Genomic DNA, 17171 nt, shown 5'->3' on the forward strand with positions numbered 1-17171 from the left:
TCTTGAGGACGCCATCGCCAGCAAGCCAGCTCCTACGGTTTAACCGCGTGAACCCGATTCATCCCTGCGAACCCGATTCTGTAGGAGCCGGCTTGCTGGCGAAGGCGGGCGTCCAATCACCGCCCGGGGCTGGTGGCACCCTGTTTTTCCTTGGCGTTGAGGATCGCGGTGTATTCGCCCGGGTCGACACCATTGAGGTAGTAGTTGCCGACATGATGCAGGCGCCAGCGGATCGGGTCGTGGGTGGTGTGAACCCGGGCGTTGCGCCAGAAGCGGTCGAGGTTCCATTTGTTCAAGGATGAGCTGGCACCGAGCAGAGAGAAGATGTCGCTGGAGATCTTCAGCGAGGCCGCATCGGAATGAGCGCGTGCGGTGGCCACTGAGAGAATCAGTTCGTCCTGCAGCTCTTTGTTGTCCGGGTCCAGTTCATGTTGATCGAACACCCGTGCAGCATCCCGCAGCAAGGACTGCGCACCACGCAACGCCACGGCGTATTCGCCGATCTGTTTGATGATGTGCGGCTCATGATTGGCATGGTCGACGCCGCTTTCCACCCAAGGGCGAGCGTTGTGGTTGAGGTATTGCACCGCAGCCGACAGCGCGCCTTCGGCAATACCGGTGTCGATGGCCGCGTGGAGAATCTGCGGGAAGGTCAGGCCCGTGCGCTTCATCGGTCCTTTGCGCTGAGAGACGAAGCCTTCGTCGAGTTCGATGTTGTCGAAGATCACCGTGCCGCTGACAGAATTTTTTTGGCCAAAGGCTTCCCAGTCATCGACCAGCGTCAGGCCCGGGGTATTTCGATTGAGCAGCACCCCGGCACCGCCGTCGTCGCTGGCGGCGGTCAGGGAAATCCACTCGGCCAGGTAGGAACCGGTGGAGTAGAACTTGCTGCCATTGAGGATCAGCTTGCCATCGGCGCGACGCTCAACCCGGGTCTTGAGCGCGAACTTGTTCTTGCCGCCCACCTCAGCCAAGGCATTGCCGAAACGTTTGCCGGCCAATACATCGCGGATCAAGCGGTCGCGGATCTCGTCGGAATACCCGGTGAAAATCCCCCGCAGCATGACGTTGTGAATTTGCAGCAACTGACCGACGCCGCCGTCGGCGACTGAAATGAGGCGCACGGTTTCGACGATGGTTTCCACCGAAGCACCGAGCCCGCCAAACGCCTTGGGCACGCCAATGGCGGTCAGGCCACTTTCGGATAACAGCTGCGCCTGGCGTCGGGGAAGTTGACCGTTCTGACTGGCATCGGCGGCGATTTCGGCAATCTCCAGGGCGATTTCCTTGGCCACGGCGATGGCCTGGGCTTCGCTTTGCAACAGACGAATGGGGGCCTGTTCCTGGGTCAGTTGGCCGGCGGGATCGTGTTCAACCTTGCTCATTGTTGTACCTCTGATAATGGATCTGCTGTTGCCCGTAGAACCACACGAACCGCCCTTTGTAGGAGCCGGCTTGCTGGCGATGGGGCCATCAAATTTGCGTCGCTTTTGCGGCCGCTATCGCTGGCAAGCCAGCTCCTACAGGTCCGCGTTGTTCATCCGATTGTGTAGGAGCCGGCTTGCTGCGGGCGTCGCTCCGACGATGGCGTTCTACGGGTTTGTGAAAAGGCCTTGAGCAAGTTCTGCGCCAAGGGCTCGAAAGCGTGCCCGGCGCTGGGTCTGGCGCGGTGAAGGGGTGGCGGGTGTTGCTGGGGAAGCAGTGTGTTGAAGGCTATTGCTCGAACAGCAGCAGTCGCCGAGCAACGCTGCTGGCAGGCCAGCAGTTAGAGGCGGCTCATTTACGCTGGTTGACCTGAGGGCCCGTAGAACCGGGGCTTTCAGCTTTTGGCACGGGCACTGCAATAGCGCTGGCAACAGTCACCGCGACTGACTTGCCCAACCCGATGGAGCTGCCCATGACGCTTGCTGCCAAACAGACTCGACCCGATCCCCACACTGAGCTGGACCAAATCTGGTTCACCCGTTGCCCGGTGCCGACGGCTTCCGGAATCGCCTACAAACTCGGTTGGCTCAGCGACGAATTCGCCGCCGATGGCCTGCCGGTTTCGACCTTGCAGGAGGCCCGTCAACTGGGCCATCACCACTACGATCACGAATTGCCGGGGCTGTTTCGCGAAGGCGGAAACGTGCCGGCATTGGCGGCGCGGGCGGCCGGTGCGCCGAGTCGCTTGATCGGCCTGACCTGGATAGAAGAATGGCAGACCATCCTGGTCCGCCCGGACTCCGGCATCAGCCGGCCGCAGGATCTTAAAGGCAAGCGACTGGCGCTTCCGGCCTGGGGTGAAACCCGTCCGGGCAGCATCGCCCGGGCCATGAGCCTGCACGGCTACAAAGGCGCGCTCAGCCTGGCCGGGCTGGGTTTCGATGATGTTGAGCTGGTGGAAGTCGCGCTCCAGGATCAGGAGCGGGCAGCCAACCCGCAGGAAGGCTTGCAACGCCTGTGGTCGGGCCTCGATTACCTGGTGCGCGGCGAGGTGGACGCGGTCTACGTCAAAGGCGCTTCCGCCGCCGACGCCGCACGCCGTCTCGGGCTGGTGGTGGGGATCGACCTGGACCTGATCGCCGAGCCACGTTATCGCATCAACAACGGCACGCCGCGTCCGATCACGGTTCATCAGAGCTTGCTCGACAATCATTTCGACCTGGTGGTGCGGTTTCTCGCGCAAACCCTCAACGCCGCTGACTGGGCCGCCAATAACCGCGATGCCCTGAACACCATTCTCGAAGAAGAAACCCGCGCCGGCAGCGCCGGGGTTGCCGAGGCCTACCGCGGCGAATTCCACACCACGCTGGCACCGGATCTGTCTTCGCAGCGACTGGAGTTTCTCGATACGCAAAAAGATTTTCTGTATCTGCACGGCTTCCTGGAACGCGATTTTTCCATCGCCGACTGGGTCGATCCGCGCCCGTTGCAAGCCGCCCATGAACTGTTGGCCAAGCGCCGCGCCTGAATCTGGAGAACTGCCATGACCGTACTTATTAACGAGCAATTGATCAGCGAAGAACTGAAGAACTTCATCGACAAGGTGCTGGTCGAGGCTGAGGAAGCCTTTACCGTGTTCCGTGAAACCAACACCATCACCGCCAATGGCACCGTCGGTTTTATCGAGCGCGTACCGGGTCAGGAGCTGCTGGTGTCGGTCAACTACGGCGGCCCGTGGAATTACCGCAAGCCGCTGCAAGCGACGGTCACCGATTTTGAAGGCAAGGTGATCTACGGCAAAGGCAAAGGCGGTTTCGGTCGCTACACCAAACTGTTCCAACAACATGCGGACATCACCACCGTGTCGCATGTGCATTCACCGTATCTCGGCGCGTGGGCGCAGACCCATCGCACGCTGCCATTCCACTACGTGCCGGTGCAGCGCTATCAACTGGCCCGGGAACTGCCGGTGTACATCGACCGCCGTCAGCAGGAAGTGGATTTCATCCTCGACAAAATCGCCGAGAACCCCTTCAACCTGGCGATTCTGGAAGCCAACGGCGGCTCCACCGTGTGGGGCAAGCAAGGCTTGCGCGCCACCGCCGAGTTCATCCTGTTGCTGGAAGAGGGCGCGCAACTGCAATTGCTCGCCGATGCCTTGGGCGGTTCGCGTGCTTATGGTCCGGGGGTTCTGACCCAGCAATGGAAAATGAGCGGCCTGTACGAACAAGCCACCGAACTGGGCCTGGTGCCCGCCATCGATCGTCGCACCTGACCCGCCAAACTCCCGGTCAACACACCCTGTGGGAGCTGGCTTGCCAGCGATGGCGGCCTCAAGAATACCGCAATGTTTGCCGGCCTCATCGCTGGCAAGCCAGCTCCCACAGGGATCGGGTTTACGCCGGCCGAACGGTCGACACATAAACCAAGGAACACGCCCATGGCTGTAAAAATACTCTGGTACCTCACCACCCCCGACGGACCTTATCCGTGGGAGCCAGAAGGACGCTGGAAAACCGATTTCGAACATTTGAAGCAACTGGCCGTGGCCAGTGATCGCCTGGGGTATTACGGGTCGCTGCTGGGTTCCAGCCCTAACGAAAGCCTGGCCGTTTGCGCCGCGTTGATCGATGCCACGCAACGCCTGCGTTTTCTGGTAGCGCAACACCCCGGCGAGTTGTCGCCAGCGGTGTTGGCCAAATGGGCGCTGACCTTCGATCAATTCTCCAACGGCCGTCTGTTGTTCAACGTGGTCAACGGCAACGACGCCGGCCTGGCCATCCTCGGCGTGCATTACCCCCACGATGAGCGCTACGACTTCAGCCTCGAATACTGGCGCGCCTTCCAGAACTTCTACGCCGGCGACACCTCGGGCTATGACGGTAAATACGTCAAGCTGGCCCCTCGCTCGCCGGCTGCTGCCAGCCATCCTCTGGGCGGTTGGCATCCGCCGAAACAGAAACCCGGCATTCCGTTGTGGGGTGCCGGCACCTCGGGTCCCGGCGTCGCCCACTCGGTGCAGTTGCTTGACGTCTATCTGAGCTTCGCCAACACCCCGCCAAAACTTGGAGAAAAGTTCCGCAAAGTGGCGGCAGAAGCCGCGAAGATTGGTCGCGAACTGACCTTCGGCACGCGCCTGCAAATCATCGTCCGCGAGACCGAAGAGGAAGCCTGGGCCCACGCCGAAAAACTCCTGCAGCGCACTTCACTGCAAACCGCCCGCACGGCCATTGAACGGCAACTGCCCCCGGGCGAAACCCTGGACAGCTTCCACAGCGACGACCCGCAGATCCAGCGCAACGTCGAGACCATCCGCGCAGGCCGCCTGCCCAAGGCCCGGGACCTGGAGATCTATCCCAACGTCTGGCTCGGTCCGAGCCTGTTCGGCTTCAACATTCTTGGCCCGGCCGCCGGCACCTATCTGGTGGGCAGCGCCGAGCAGGTCGCCGAGCGCATTCGTGAATACGAAGCCCAAGGCACGTCGGCGTTCATTCTTTCCGGTTTCCCGTTGATCGATGAAGCGCACCGGGTGGCGGATCTGCTGTTCCCGTTGCTCGACCTGGATCACGGTTTCGACGTGCCGAGCCTGCGGGCCGAGACGCCTGCGCCACAACGCGCCAACGCGGTCGAGCGGGCCTGAGGAGTCAGTCATGAGCGAAGGATTTTCCCGTCGCAGGTTTCTCGGTAACGGCCTGGCAGTCGGTGGTGGCCTGATCCTCGGCAGCAGCCTGCTCAGCGGTTGCGACAGTGGCGCGGCCGTCAGTGGCGCAGCGGCGCTGTCCAGCACGCCGGTGCGTGGCGGTCGTTTGCGGGTCGGCATTATCGATGGCGACCAGTCAGGCAACCTCGATGCGCACAAACCGGTGGGCGGCGGGATCATTCGCGGCTGGGCCTTGTACAGCAAGTTCTGGGAGTGGAACACCGATGTCAGCACGCGCCTGGCCCTGGCCGAGTTCGCCGAGCCCAACGCCGATGCCAGCGCCTGGACCATTCGCATCAAGCCGGGGCTGGAATTTCACCATGGCAAGAGCATCGGCGCCGATGACATGCTGTTCTCGGTCCTGCGCCTGACCGACCCGAAACTGGCGTCGCCCTTTGCCGGGCTGGTGGGTGCGATCGACCGCAACGCCTTGCGCAAACTGGACGAGCGCACCATCGAAATTCGTTTCAAGGAAGGGCAAAGCTTCTATCCGCTGGACGAAACCCTGATCAGTTTTGGTGGCATCGTCCCCACCGATTACGACCCGATCAGCAATCCGGTGGGCGCCGGGCCTTACAAACTCAAGAGTTTCATTCCCGGCCAGCGCTCGCTCTACCAGCGTTTCGAAAACTACTACAAACCTGGGCAACCCTATGCTGATGAACTGGAAATCATCGAGTTCAAGGACCAGGTGTCCCGTTCGGCGGCGTTGCGCGCCGGGCAGATCGATGTCGCCAGCGGCGTGCAGGCCGAGCATAGCGCGCTGCTCCAGGCCGATTCGCGACTCAAGTTGTATGCATCGCCGAGCACGTCGTTTACCGGGTTCAATCTGAATCTGGCCAAGGCGCCGTTTCAGGATGTGCGAGTACGCCAGGCGTTCCGTCTGCTGGCCGACCGTCGCGAACTGGTCGACCGCGGGCTCAACGGATTCGGGCGCATCGCCAATGACCTGTATTCGCCTCACGACCCGACGTACAACCACAGCATTGCCCAGCGTCCGTACGATCTGGAACAGGCGCGCTCACTCTTGCGTCAGGCCGGGCAGGACGACCTGCGGGTGGAGCTGACCACCACGCCGGGGCCGGGCGTCAACGCAGCGCTGGTGTTTGCCCAGCAAGCGAAAAAGGCCGGGGTCGATATCAAGGTCACCCAGGTCGATGGCTCGGTGTTCAACGGCCCGCAACGGGAAAACTGGTTGTTGTCGCCGGGCTCGACGCCGGCTCGGGGTTTCCTTGCATCGGCGCTGCACAACGACGCGCCGCAGGCGATTTACAACCGCAGCAATTTCCACGACGAACGTTTCACTTCGCTGTACCAACAGGCGCTGGCTCAACCCGATCTGGAGCGGCGCATGCTGCTGGTGCATGAAGCGCAAAGCATCCAGCACGAGCGCGGCGGCCTGCTGATCTGGGGCTTCAATGACGTGCTGGATGCCGCCTCTGTTCGGGTCGGTGGATTGGCGCCGGAACAGACGACGTTTGCTTCATGGCGTTTCGATGAAATGTGGGTGAACCATGCCTGAGCCGTCCTGCAAAACCCCGCGCACGCCAGCCTGGCTGTCCTGGTTCATCGGACGATTGGGCTACGGCCTGCTGACCGCGTGGGTCATCAGCCTGGTGGTGTTCATCGCCACTCAGGCGCTGCCATCAGACCCGGCGCGGGTGATCCTCGGCCCTGATGCGCCGCTGGAAAGCATCCTCACTTTGCAACGCCAGTTGGGCCTCGACCGGCCGATCATCGAGCAATACCTTCGCTGGCTGGGCCATGCGCTGAGTGGTGAGTTGGGCGTGTCGCTGGACTCCAACGTGGCGGTGGGCAGCATCCTGTTCGGTCGTTTTGGCTACACGTTGGCGCTGCTCGCCGGGGTGATCGCGCTGGTGGTGCCGGTGGCGTTGCTGCTCGGCGTTTCACTGGCCTTGCGACGTGACAGTCGCCTGGACCGCTGGAGCTTGTCGCTGTTGATTTTCCTCAAGGCCACGCCGGGTTTTCTCTTGGCCATCGGCCTGGTGTTGCTGTTTTCCATGCCGCACATGGACGTGTTGCCAGCGGTGTCGATTCTCGATCCGGACAAATCGCTGCTGCGCCAATTGCAATTTCTGGTGCTGCCGGTGCTGACCCTGAGCCTCTCGGCTTTGCCGTACCTGACGCGCATGGTGCGGGCGTCGATGATCGAAGCGCTGGAGTCCGACTACGTGGTCGCCGCCAGGCTGCGGGGGATTCCCGAGTGGCGAATCGTCTGGCGTCACACCTTGCCCAATGCCTTGATTCCGGCGATCCAGGGCGTGGCCCTGACCCTGCGCACGTTGATCGGCGGGGCGCTGTTGGCCGAGGTGATCTTCAGCTATCCCGGCATCGGCACCTCGCTCAATTCGGCGATCCAGATGCGCGATTTGCCGATGGTCCAGGCCATCGTGCTGGTGATCACCCTCGGCGTGGTGCTGATCAATCTGTTCGCGGATCTGCTGACGGTGCTGCTGACCCCGAAACTGCGCACCGCCCGCCGGGTCACCATGATCCAGCGTAACCGTCGGGGCATCCAGCCCTGGTGGCGACGCTCCCCATCCAAGGCGCCTTGAGAGGTGATGCATGACTGACTCCCGACGTCGGCGCTGGCACCTGTGGCTGGCGGAACCGCAAACCCGCAAGGGTGCGTTGATCACTCTGGCGGTGGTGGCGCTGGCATTGCTTGGCCCGTTACTGGCGCCCCACAGCCCGACGGACATGGTCGGTTCGGTGTATGGCGCGCCGGTGGGCGCGGCATTGCTGGGCTACGACTTTCTCGGGCATGACGTGTTGTCGCGCTTGCTCAGCGGCGGCGTGTCGGTGCTGTGGATGTCGGTGGCGGCGGCCTCGATCGCATTGTTGGCCGGCAGCACTCTGGGCTTGTTGGCGGGGTTTTCCCGGCGACGCCTGGATCAATTGATCACTTGGCTCGCGGACGTGTCACTGGCTTTTCCCGACCTGATTCTGGTGCTGTTGATTGTCTCCATGCTGGGGCGTGCGCCTTGGCTGATTGTGTTGACCGTAGCCATCGCTTTCACGCCGGGGGTGATTCGTCTGGCCCGTGGCAGCGCGGTGGCGGTGGCGGGGCAGGAGTTCGTCGAGGCCGCGCAGATGATGGGCTATTCGAGACGGCGGATTCTGTTCAAGGAAATCCTGCCGAACATCCTCACGCCGCTACTGGTGCACTTCGGCAACATGCTGACCTGGGGTGTGGGCATGCTTTCGGGTTTGAGTTTTCTCGGTTACGGCGTGGCCCCGCCAACCGCTGACTGGGGGCTGATGATCAACGAGAATCAGGCGGGCCTGCTGGTCCAGCCCTGGGCGGTACTGGCCCCGGCGATCCTGATCGGCATCTTCGCCTATGGCACCAACATTCTGGCCGAAGGCATCGGCCGCAGCAGTTCCAGGATCGGAGAGAAACAGCCATGAACGCCATTGCCGGGATCGAATCCCGCTCTACTGTGCAGGCGACGCAGGTTTTGCAGGTTCGCGATTTGCGGGTCGAGTTACCGGGCCAAATCGATGTGCTGTCCGGGGTGACCTTCAGCCTTGAACGCGGAGAAATTCTGGGGTTGGTCGGCGAGTCCGGTTCCGGCAAGACCACCCTGGCCACCGCCTTGCTCGCCCATGCCCGAAGGGGCGCGCGGATCGTCGGCGGTCAGGTCGAGGTGTCCGGTCAATCATTGCTGACCCTGGCCGGCGAAGACCTGCGTCGAGCCCGGGGCAGCCTGATCGGCTATGTGGCCCAGGACCCGGCGACCGCGCTGAATCCGGCGCTGCGTATCGGCAGTTTGCTGCGGGAAACCCTTAGCGTTCACCAGATTGAACTCGATCGCACGGCGCAACAGCAGCGCATCGTCGAGACCTTGCGGGATGTCGGTTTGCCCGATAACGCGGCTTTTTTGCAGCGATTCCCCCATCAGCTGTCCGGCGGGCAGCAGCAACGGGTGATGCTGGCGCTGGCCTTTGTCTTGCGCCCGGCATTGATCGTCCTCGATGAGCCGACGACTGCACTGGATGTGACCACCCAGGCGCACATCCTGGCGACGTTGCGCCGGTTGTGCAAAAGCCTGGGCGTGGCGGCGGTGTATGTGTCCCATGATTTGGCGGTGATCAAGGATCTGGTGGACCGGGTGATGGTGATGTATGCCGGGCGTATCGTCGAAGTCGCAGAGCGTGAAGTGCTGTTCCATCGGCCGTCTCATCCTTACACCCGCGGCTTGCTGGCGGCGATTCCCGATGTGGCGCAACGCAGGGATTTACTGGCGATTCCGGGGCACGCACCGGCACCGGGGCAGCGACCACAGGGATGTGCCTTCGCACCTCGGTGTTCCCGTCGTGTTGCGGCGTGTTCGGTGGTTGAGCCGCAGTTGCAGGATTTATTTTCACAGCAGCGGGTGGCGTGTCTGGCTCCGCATCTTCAGGCCTTGGAATTGGTCGGCCAAAGCGCTCTGGCGCCAGTCATCGAGGCGTTAGAGCGCACGCCGCTGCTGGAGATCAAGGACTTGAACGTGGCCTATGACCGTCAGGTGCTGTTCGATGTGTCGCTGCGTGTGGCGGCTGGAGAATGCCTGGCGCTGGTGGGTGAGTCCGGCTCCGGCAAGACCAGCCTGGCCCGTGCCATTGCCGGGCTGGGAGAAAACGCCGAGGGCGAAGTGCATTACGCCGGCGAGTTGTTGAGCCTGTCGGCGCGTCGACGTGACGGGGCGCAACGGCATCAGATCCAGTACATCTTCCAGAACCCGTACCGGGCGCTGAACCCGCGGCAAACGGTTTATCAGACCTTAAGTGCGCCGCTGGAGCATTTCTTCGGTATCAAGGGTGCAGCCGCTCGGGAACGTGTGTATGCAGTGCTCAAGCGGGTTTCGCTGCCGGCCTCGGTGGCGGATCAGTATCCCCACAGCTTGTCCGGGGGCGAGCGTCAACGCGTGGCGATTGCGCGGGCGTTGGTTTGTGAGCCGAAGCTTCTGATCTGCGACGAAATCACCTCGGCGCTGGACGTGTCGGTACAGGCATCGATCCTGGCGCTGTTGCGGCAATTGCAAGGGGAAGGGCTGACGCTGCTATTCGTCACCCACGACCTGGGCGTGGTGCGCGCCATTGCCGACCGGGTGTTGGTGCTGAAATTGGGCCGTGTGGTGGAGCAGGGGCGGGTGGATGCCGTGCTGGACCAGCCGCAGGCTGCATACACACGGTCGTTGCTGGAGAATTCGCCGACGTTGCGTTGACGTCGACCTGCGAAGCTCCGACCAAGCAACAGCAAGATCAAAAGATCGCAGCCTTCGGCAGCTCCTACAGGGGAATACGGTCACCTGTAGGAGCTGCCGAAGGCTGCGATTTTTTATTTGCCTGCCCCATCGACGGGCGTGCCTTACGCCACCCGCGCCTTGCGACGACGCGCTTCTTCGCGCACGGCGGGGATGATCCAGCGGCCATAATCCACGGTGTCGTAGAGCGGGTCGTAGCCACGGTTGAGGAAGGTGGTTACGCCCAGATCGACGTAGTCGAGCAAGGCCTGGGCCACGGTTTCCGGGGTGCCGACCAGGGCGGTGGTGTCGCCGTAGGCGCCAACGGCGGTGGCGGTGGGCATCCAGAGTGCACGGTCGTGGCGATCACCCAGGGCTGCGGCGGCAAGCAAGCGTTCCGAGCCGGTGCCCTTGATGCGTTTTTGCCAGGGGCTGCCTGCCGCAAATTGCGGGTTGGCCTTGATCTGATCAAGAATCTGCTGCGCTCGTTGCCACGCCAATTCCTCGGTCGCGCCCAGAATCAAACGCACGGACAGACTGACGCGCGGCGCCTCGACACCTGCCGCGCTGGCAGCCGAGCGCAATTTGCCGATCTGTTCGGCCACGCCGCTTAACGGCTCACCCCACAAGGCATACAGGTCGGCGTGTTTCACCGCGATCTGGTAGGCAATATCCGAAGACCCGCCGAAGGAAATCGGAATGTGCGGCTGCTGCAACGGTTTGACCGGCGAGAAGGCACCCTTGATGTTGAAGTATTTCCCTTCGAAGTCGAAAGGCTCCTCGGCGGTCCAGGTTCGGCGGACGATTTCCAGGTATTCATCGGTACGTTTGTAGCGCTCGGTCTTGTCCAGCAGGAAGTCGCCTTCCTGAGGTTCGGCGGTGATCCCGGTGATGGCGTGCAGGCGAATCCGCCCGCCGCCGGTGGTGTGATCGAGCGTCGCGAACGCCCGGGCCGCGACTGTCGGGGCGGTGAGGCCCGGGCGGTGGGCGATCATGAACCCCAGGCGCTCGGTGTGCGCGGCGGCGTAGGCGGCGATCTGCAAACTGTCGGCGCTGCCCGGGCCGCTGGCGATCAGCACCCGGTCGAAGCCGGCATGCTCATGGGCGCGGGCGTGGTGGCGGATAAAATCCAGATCGAAATCCGGGCTGCGTATGCCTCGGGTCTCGGACCACTGGCGAGGGAAAATCATGCCGACAAATTCAATGGACATGGGAACACTCCTGATGGTGATAGGCGGTTTTAGAATTGGTAATCCACTTGGGCCAGCACGGTGCGGCCGGGCATGGGTTGCAGGAAGGTGTTGGTGGAACCGGCCAGACCGCTGACGAAGTTCAATTCATCGGTCAGGTTGAGCACGCGCAAAGTGGTGCTCCAGTGCGGCTGGCGGTAGTACACAGCGAGGTCGAGGTTGTATTCGTCGGGGACTTTCACGGTCTTGCTCAGGTTCAGGTACCAACTGCTGGTCCACCAGCCGGACAGCTCGGCACCAAAGCCTGAATCGAAGCGATAGTCGAAGTATCCGCTGGCGGTGTATTCGGGAATCTGTACCGCGTCGAACCGCCCGGACGGCCGCTGATTGAGGCTGTTGTTGTCGCCGAACACGGTGCCGTTATCGGGAATGAACCCCGCCGAAGCAAAACCGGCCTGGGAGGCAAATTCGTTGTAGGCGGTAAGTTTCGAAAGGTTCAACGCCGTGCGCAGGTGATCGTCTGGCTGGTAGCGAATGGTCGACTCCACGCCCTTGATCACCAGTCGCGCAATGTTGTTGTTGCTGTCGGGTGACTGATCCCGCTCTTGCTTGAATGCGGCCAGGGTCATGAACAGTTCGTTGGGCACCGCTTCGACTTTCAATCCCACTTCGTGCAGCACGCTGAGGCTTTCGAACGCTAGCGGGTTGAGCAGGTTGGCACCGGCGCCACTGCCCCAGCCCAGTCCGTTGGAGAAGAACCCGGTGTTGACCGCCAGTGAGCGATCGAAGGTGTAGTACAGCGTGCTGTTTTCGGTGGGCTTCACGTACGGACTGACCTGAAAGGCAAACAGTCGGTAGTTGTCACTGTCCTTGCGCGGGTTGCCGCCGGCGAGCACGAACGGGTTTTCGATTTCGGCGTCGATCCAGCTGCGGCTGGCGCCGATGTTCAGGCCCACTCGCTCACCGAACCGCAGGTTGTGCTGGGTGAACAACGTGCGCGTGGTCCAGGTACTTTCAGCGGTGTAAGGCGCGACGGATTCGGCGTACAGCCCGTGGCCGGCCGGGTACATGGCCGGTAGGTTCAGCCAACCGTAGTAGTTGGAAAATTGCGGCACACCGGGCTGGCCGATCCAGGCACCGTTGCCGCCCGCCGGATTGGAACCGGTCAGCCCCAGCAGATCTCCCGGATTCTTGCCCGACGGATTCTGCGTCAGGTCATAGGCGTTGATGGTCGAGCCGAAATTGTTGTTGGCGGCGATCGACTGGTTGAACTCACGGCGGTAGATCACCCCGGTATTGCTGTCATCACGCAAGGTCAAGCCGCCCAGCTGCGCTTCGTTGCGCGAGCGGAACTCGAAGCGGTTGTCGAAAATATTGTCCTTGGACTGCACCTGGAACGAGCCGACGGCGTCGGTCATGTCCCGCGAACGCTGGTAAAACGTGTTGTTGGCCAAGGTGATGGTCGGGGTCAGGTCGGCTTCTGCGCGCAGTTGCGTGGTGAAGCGCCGCGAGGTGTTTTCATCCTCGTCGCGCTGACCGGTTTGCGAGGACAGGGAGGTCAGGCCGTTGCCGGCGAGCGAGGGGTCATACACCCAGCCACGCAGGCTGCCCGGGTTGGTTCGGGTGTTAGGGGAGGCCGACTGGAAACTGCCATCGACCACGCTGTATTGGCCCTGAGCGTTACGTTGGCGTTTGACCCATCCCAGGGTCGGCGCATCCGCGGCCCCGGACGCGAGTACCGGCGACCACAGGGTGTTGCCGTTCTGAATAATCGGAGTGGCCCGCCCGGCGTAGTATTTGCCGCTGTCCACCAACTCCTGGTTGGCGCGGTTCCAGCCGTGAGTGATGTTGTAGTCGTAGTAGTCGTCGTAACTGGCATTCCAGTCCACGCGCACGTTGTCATTACGCCAGGCAAGGGCGCCGTAGAACGCGTCGAAGTTGTTGTCGACGTTGTCGTAGTAATCCTCCTGGCGCTGCTTGGTAATGCTGATTCGGTAGGCCAGGTTGTCACTCAGCGGGCCGGTGTTGTCGACGCTGAATTTGCTGGAGTCGCGGGATTCACCGTCCGGTACCCAAGTGCCCAACTCACCGCTGAGTCGGGTTTTGAATTCACTGAAGTTGGGTTTCTTGCTCAGGTAATTGACGTAACCGCCACTGCCGGACACTGAGCCATAGGTCACCGAGGACGGGCCGGCGACGATGTCCGCGCCTTCATAGGCGTTGAAGTTGGCCGGGTGCCGCACGCCGTAAGCGCGCTGGCCGTCCTGGAACACTTCAGAACCCTGGGCGCGGAATTGCGGTGCGATCCCGGCGTTCTGACCGCCGCCACGGGTGATGCCCGGGGCGTATTTGACCAGGTCGTCGGCGCTGCGGATCGGGTCGTTGGCCAGTTGTTCGGCGTTGACCTGGGTGATCGAGCGCGGGGTGTCGATCACCTTGGTTTCGATGCCGCCGTAGATCGACGACTCCGGGCGGGTGGGCAGGGCGTCATCGTCCGGATCGCTGGCGCTGGCCTGAACGGTGACGGTTTGCAGTTGAGTGTCGGCGGCGAAGGTTGGTAGCGAAAATGCCGACACCACCGCCATGGCCAGGGCGGAGCGTTTTACGGGCAAACGAAAGGCGATAGAGGGCATAGCGAATGAGCCTCGCAAAAAAATTATGGGTCGATTGGCGATGCCTGAAACAACGCCATTCCCTGTAGGAGCGGGCTTGCTGGCGATGGCGGTGGTGGCCGTTATGTCGGCATCGCCAGCAAGCCGGCTCCTACAAGTCGGTGGTGTCTGGCCGCGCGCGCGGGTCAGGCCGTGTCTTTCAACCAGAGCTTTTCAAAGCGCCAGGTGCTGAATAGCGATTCCTCGGCCTCCGCGCCGCCTACGCGGTTGGCCACGCTGTCGAGCAGATCGGCGTAACCCCAGATCAACATGCCGCCACGTTCGTACTGGATCTGCTGGACCTGGTGAACCAGCGCCTTGCGTTTCTCCAGGTCGGGCTGGGCCATGGCGGCCAGTAACAGCTCGCTGAATTGCGGGTCGTTGAAATGGGTCTTGTTCGACACGGCAAACGGTGCGTCGGTGTGAATCGAGCTGGCCAGGAATGGCGCGCCGATGCTGCCGCCGGTGCTAAGTGTCCAGTCGTTGCGCAGCGGTCCCTGGAAGGTCGCCAGATCAACCTGCTTGACCTTGAGCGTGATACCGATGCGCTTGGCCTGCTCAGCCAGCACCAGCGCCGATGTAAGCCCCGGTCCGGGTGTCGTCACCAGTTCCAGTTCAAGGTTTTCGTGCCCGGCTTCCTTGAGCAGTTGTGCCGCACGTTGCGGGTCGTGAGGGCGCGGCCCGAGCGTGTGGTTAAAGGTTGGATCACTCGGCGCATAGAGGTCGTTGGCCACTCGGCCCTGACCGTTGAGCGCCCGGCGCACGAGCTCTTCGCGGTCGGCCAGCAGGCGAAACGCCTCCCGCACCCGCGGATCATTGAACGGCGGCTTGTCGAGGTTCATGTCGAACGACAACCAGTTGCCGGTGACCGATTTGAGCACCCTGAGCCGTGGGTCGCGCTGCAGCACTTCCAGCTGTTCGGTGGGCATCACGTTCGCCATGTCGATTTGCCCGGAACGCAGGGCCGCCAGGCGCGAAACCTGATCCTTGAAGTCTATGATCTCCAGCTCGTCGGCGTAGGGTTTACCGTCCTTGTAGTAGTTCTCGAACCGCGTGAACAGCGAGCGCTGGCCGGGGGTGAAGCTTTTCAGTTTGTAGGGGCCGGCGCCTACCGGGTTGGTCACCGGGTGATAGTCCACTGGCACGATCCCGCCGAAGTTGACCCAGGTTTCCGCCAGCGGCATGTAGCTGCGGCCTTCACGAAAATTCAGGCGCACGGTGCGTGAGTCGAGCTTGACCAGGTTGTCGCGGTCCACCCAGTGCAGCAACGCAGCGTAAGGCGAGGCCAGTTGTGGATCGGTGAGGCGGCGGATGGAGAAAATCAGGTCATCGGCATCGATGGTTTTGCCATGGTGAAATTCCAGGTCCGGGCGCAGGCGCAACGTCCAGCTGCTCGCATCGGCATTCGGCTCGGCGAATTCGGCCAGGGCCAGGCGCGGCTGCATTTGCTCGTCCCATTCCCACAACTTGCTGTAGAGAGCAAAGCCGCGAACGATGCCGCTGCCAATGGGTTTGTGCGCGTCGAGGTTGCCGCTCTGGTTACCGTCGAGAATGCCCAGGCGCAGACGTCCGCCATACCGCGGTTGATTGTCGGCAGCGGCACTGGCGATTGGCTTTTCGCTGCTCGGGCCGCAGCCGGCGAGCAAGCCACCGCCGAGCAGCAAACCACCGCCAAGCAGCGCACTGTGGCCGAGAAAATCCCGGCGGCTGAAGAGTGAGTGATCGTTGCTCATGGCATCAGGCTCCGGCCGGGCCGTTGGCGGAACGCAGCTCCAGCGGTGCTTGCGACGGGCGACTCAGTTGCACGCGTTCACTGCGAAAGTGCGGCAGGATGTGCTCGCCCAGGCGGTAGGCTTCTTCCAGGTGCGGGTAGCCGGCGAGGAAGAACAGATCGATGCCGATGGCGTTGTACTCGCGAATCCGCGCCACGACATTTTCATAACTGCCCACCAGCGCGCAGCCCGGCGGAATGCCGATGTAGCCAAAACCGGTCCAGACGTTGGGGTGAATGAAAAAGTCGTCGAAGCTTTGGGTTTCGGTTTTTTGCGCGAACCCGGTTTCATAACTGAGTTTGCGCGCAGTGCGCAGCCCGGCATGGGCCGCCACAGCCTTGACCGCGCCCCGGGCGATACCTTCGTCGAAAAAACGCTTGGCTTCGGTGCGAGCCAGTTCCTCGGTCTCCCGGGTGATGACATCGATCGACAAACCGAAACGAATGTCCGTGCGCCCGTACTTCAAGGCTCGCTCGCGAATATCGGCAATCAGCGCGGCAATTTCATCCGGATGCTCAGCACGCATCAGGTAGAAATCGGCGTGCTTGGCCGCGAACTCCCGGGCCGGGATCGACGAGCCCGCAGTGCAAATCAGCGGCAGCTCGGCCTTTTTCAACGGCCCGCGCAAACCACCGCCTTCGGCTTTGTAGAATTTGCCGTCGTAGTGGAAGTTCTCGTTGTGCCAATAACCCTTGACCACGTCCATGAACTCGATGGCCCGCTCATAGCGATCGTCATGATCGCTGAAGTCACCGACCTGACGCTGAATCGCGTCCGAGCCGCCGTTGATGATGTTCCACACCAGGCGGTTGCCGGTGGCGCGCTGATAGGTCGCAGCTTGCTGCACGGCGACCCACGGCGTGTAGTGGTAGGGCTGGAACGCGGTGACGAATTTCAGCGTGCGGGTTTCCCGGGCCAGCAGTGAGCAGACGGTCCAGGGCTCTTCACCTGAAGGCGCGTTGACCATCAGGGCACCGCCAAAACCGTTGATCTCTGCGGCTTTGGCGATCTGCCCCAGGTAGTCGATGTAGGTGAAGTGGTCACCCACGCTGAACGCCGAGACGGCGCCGGTGCTCGGGCCGCCGCGATGCCAGTCGCCGCGGTTGCGCGGGTCGCCGGGGAGAAACTGGGTTTCGCCATGGAGGGGTAGGCGGGTGAAAAATTCAATGCTCATGTCGAAGGCT

General features: G+C 62.2%; 12 protein-coding genes. 7 read left to right on the forward strand and 5 right to left on the reverse strand.

The window, feature by feature from the left end; genetic code table 11:
- Nucleotides 1-116: 116 nt before the first annotated feature.
- Nucleotides 117-1385: an acyl-CoA dehydrogenase family protein gene (locus NL64_RS19915; protein ID WP_052321267.1), complete on the reverse strand. Its 1269-nt coding sequence runs from the start codon at nt 1383-1385 to the stop codon at nt 117-119.
- Between the two features lie 512 nt (nt 1386-1897).
- Between NL64_RS19915 and NL64_RS19920 the strand changes: the two genes are divergently transcribed.
- The 7 genes from NL64_RS19920 to NL64_RS19950 all read left to right on the forward strand — a co-directional run bounded on the left by NL64_RS19920 (nt 1898) and on the right by NL64_RS19950 (nt 10356).
- Nucleotides 1898-2953, forward strand: coding sequence for an ABC transporter substrate-binding protein (locus NL64_RS19920; protein WP_034149780.1), 1056 nt, complete (start codon nt 1898-1900; stop codon nt 2951-2953).
- A 15-nt stretch (nt 2954-2968) separates the two neighbouring features.
- Complete coding sequence (locus tag NL64_RS19925) at nt 2969-3700, forward strand: class II aldolase/adducin family protein (protein WP_034149781.1); 732 nt, start codon at nt 2969-2971, stop codon at nt 3698-3700.
- A gap of 165 nt (nt 3701-3865) precedes the next feature.
- A complete protein-coding gene (locus tag NL64_RS19930; RefSeq protein WP_034149782.1) occupies nt 3866-5065 on the forward strand; it encodes an LLM class flavin-dependent oxidoreductase in 1200 nt (399 codons plus the stop codon).
- 10 nt (nt 5066-5075) lie between these two features.
- Complete coding sequence (locus NL64_RS19935) at nt 5076-6647, forward strand: ABC transporter substrate-binding protein (RefSeq protein ID WP_034149783.1); 1572 nt, start codon at nt 5076-5078, stop codon at nt 6645-6647.
- Nucleotides 6640-7701 (forward strand): ABC transporter permease, encoded by a 1062-nt coding sequence (locus NL64_RS19940; RefSeq protein ID WP_034149784.1) that lies wholly within the window; start codon nt 6640-6642, stop codon nt 7699-7701. Before NL64_RS19935 ends, NL64_RS19940 begins: the two co-directional genes overlap by 8 nt.
- 10 nt (nt 7702-7711) lie before the next feature.
- Nucleotides 7712-8557, forward strand: coding sequence for an ABC transporter permease (locus NL64_RS19945; protein ID WP_034149785.1), 846 nt, complete (start codon nt 7712-7714; stop codon nt 8555-8557).
- A complete protein-coding gene (locus tag NL64_RS19950) occupies nt 8554-10356 on the forward strand; it encodes a dipeptide ABC transporter ATP-binding protein (protein ID WP_034149786.1) in 1803 nt (600 codons plus the stop codon). The genes NL64_RS19945 and NL64_RS19950 overlap by 4 nt, the downstream gene beginning before the upstream one ends.
- A gap of 143 nt (nt 10357-10499) precedes the next feature.
- Here NL64_RS19950 and NL64_RS19955 read toward each other — a convergent pair whose 3' ends face one another.
- From NL64_RS19955 to NL64_RS19970, 4 genes are all read right to left on the reverse strand, one after another.
- Nucleotides 10500-11585 carry an LLM class flavin-dependent oxidoreductase gene (locus NL64_RS19955; RefSeq protein ID WP_034149787.1) on the reverse strand — a complete coding sequence of 362 codons (1086 nt, stop codon included), beginning with the start codon at nt 11583-11585 and terminating at the stop codon, nt 10500-10502.
- A 29-nt stretch (nt 11586-11614) separates the two neighbouring features.
- A complete protein-coding gene (locus NL64_RS19960; protein ID WP_034149788.1) occupies nt 11615-14197 on the reverse strand; it encodes a TonB-dependent receptor plug domain-containing protein in 2583 nt (860 codons plus the stop codon).
- 164 nt (nt 14198-14361) lie between these two features.
- On the reverse strand, nt 14362-15948 hold the full coding sequence (locus NL64_RS19965) for an ABC transporter substrate-binding protein (protein WP_034149789.1): 1587 nt from the start codon (nt 15946-15948) through the stop codon (nt 14362-14364).
- Between the two features lie 4 nt (nt 15949-15952).
- A complete protein-coding gene (locus tag NL64_RS19970) occupies nt 15953-17161 on the reverse strand; it encodes an LLM class flavin-dependent oxidoreductase (RefSeq protein WP_034149790.1) in 1209 nt (402 codons plus the stop codon).
- Nucleotides 17162-17171 lie beyond the last annotated feature (10 nt).

Source organism: Pseudomonas fluorescens (assembly GCF_000802965.1).
In the GTDB taxonomy this organism is placed as follows: domain Bacteria; phylum Pseudomonadota; class Gammaproteobacteria; order Pseudomonadales; family Pseudomonadaceae; genus Aquipseudomonas; species Aquipseudomonas fluorescens_A.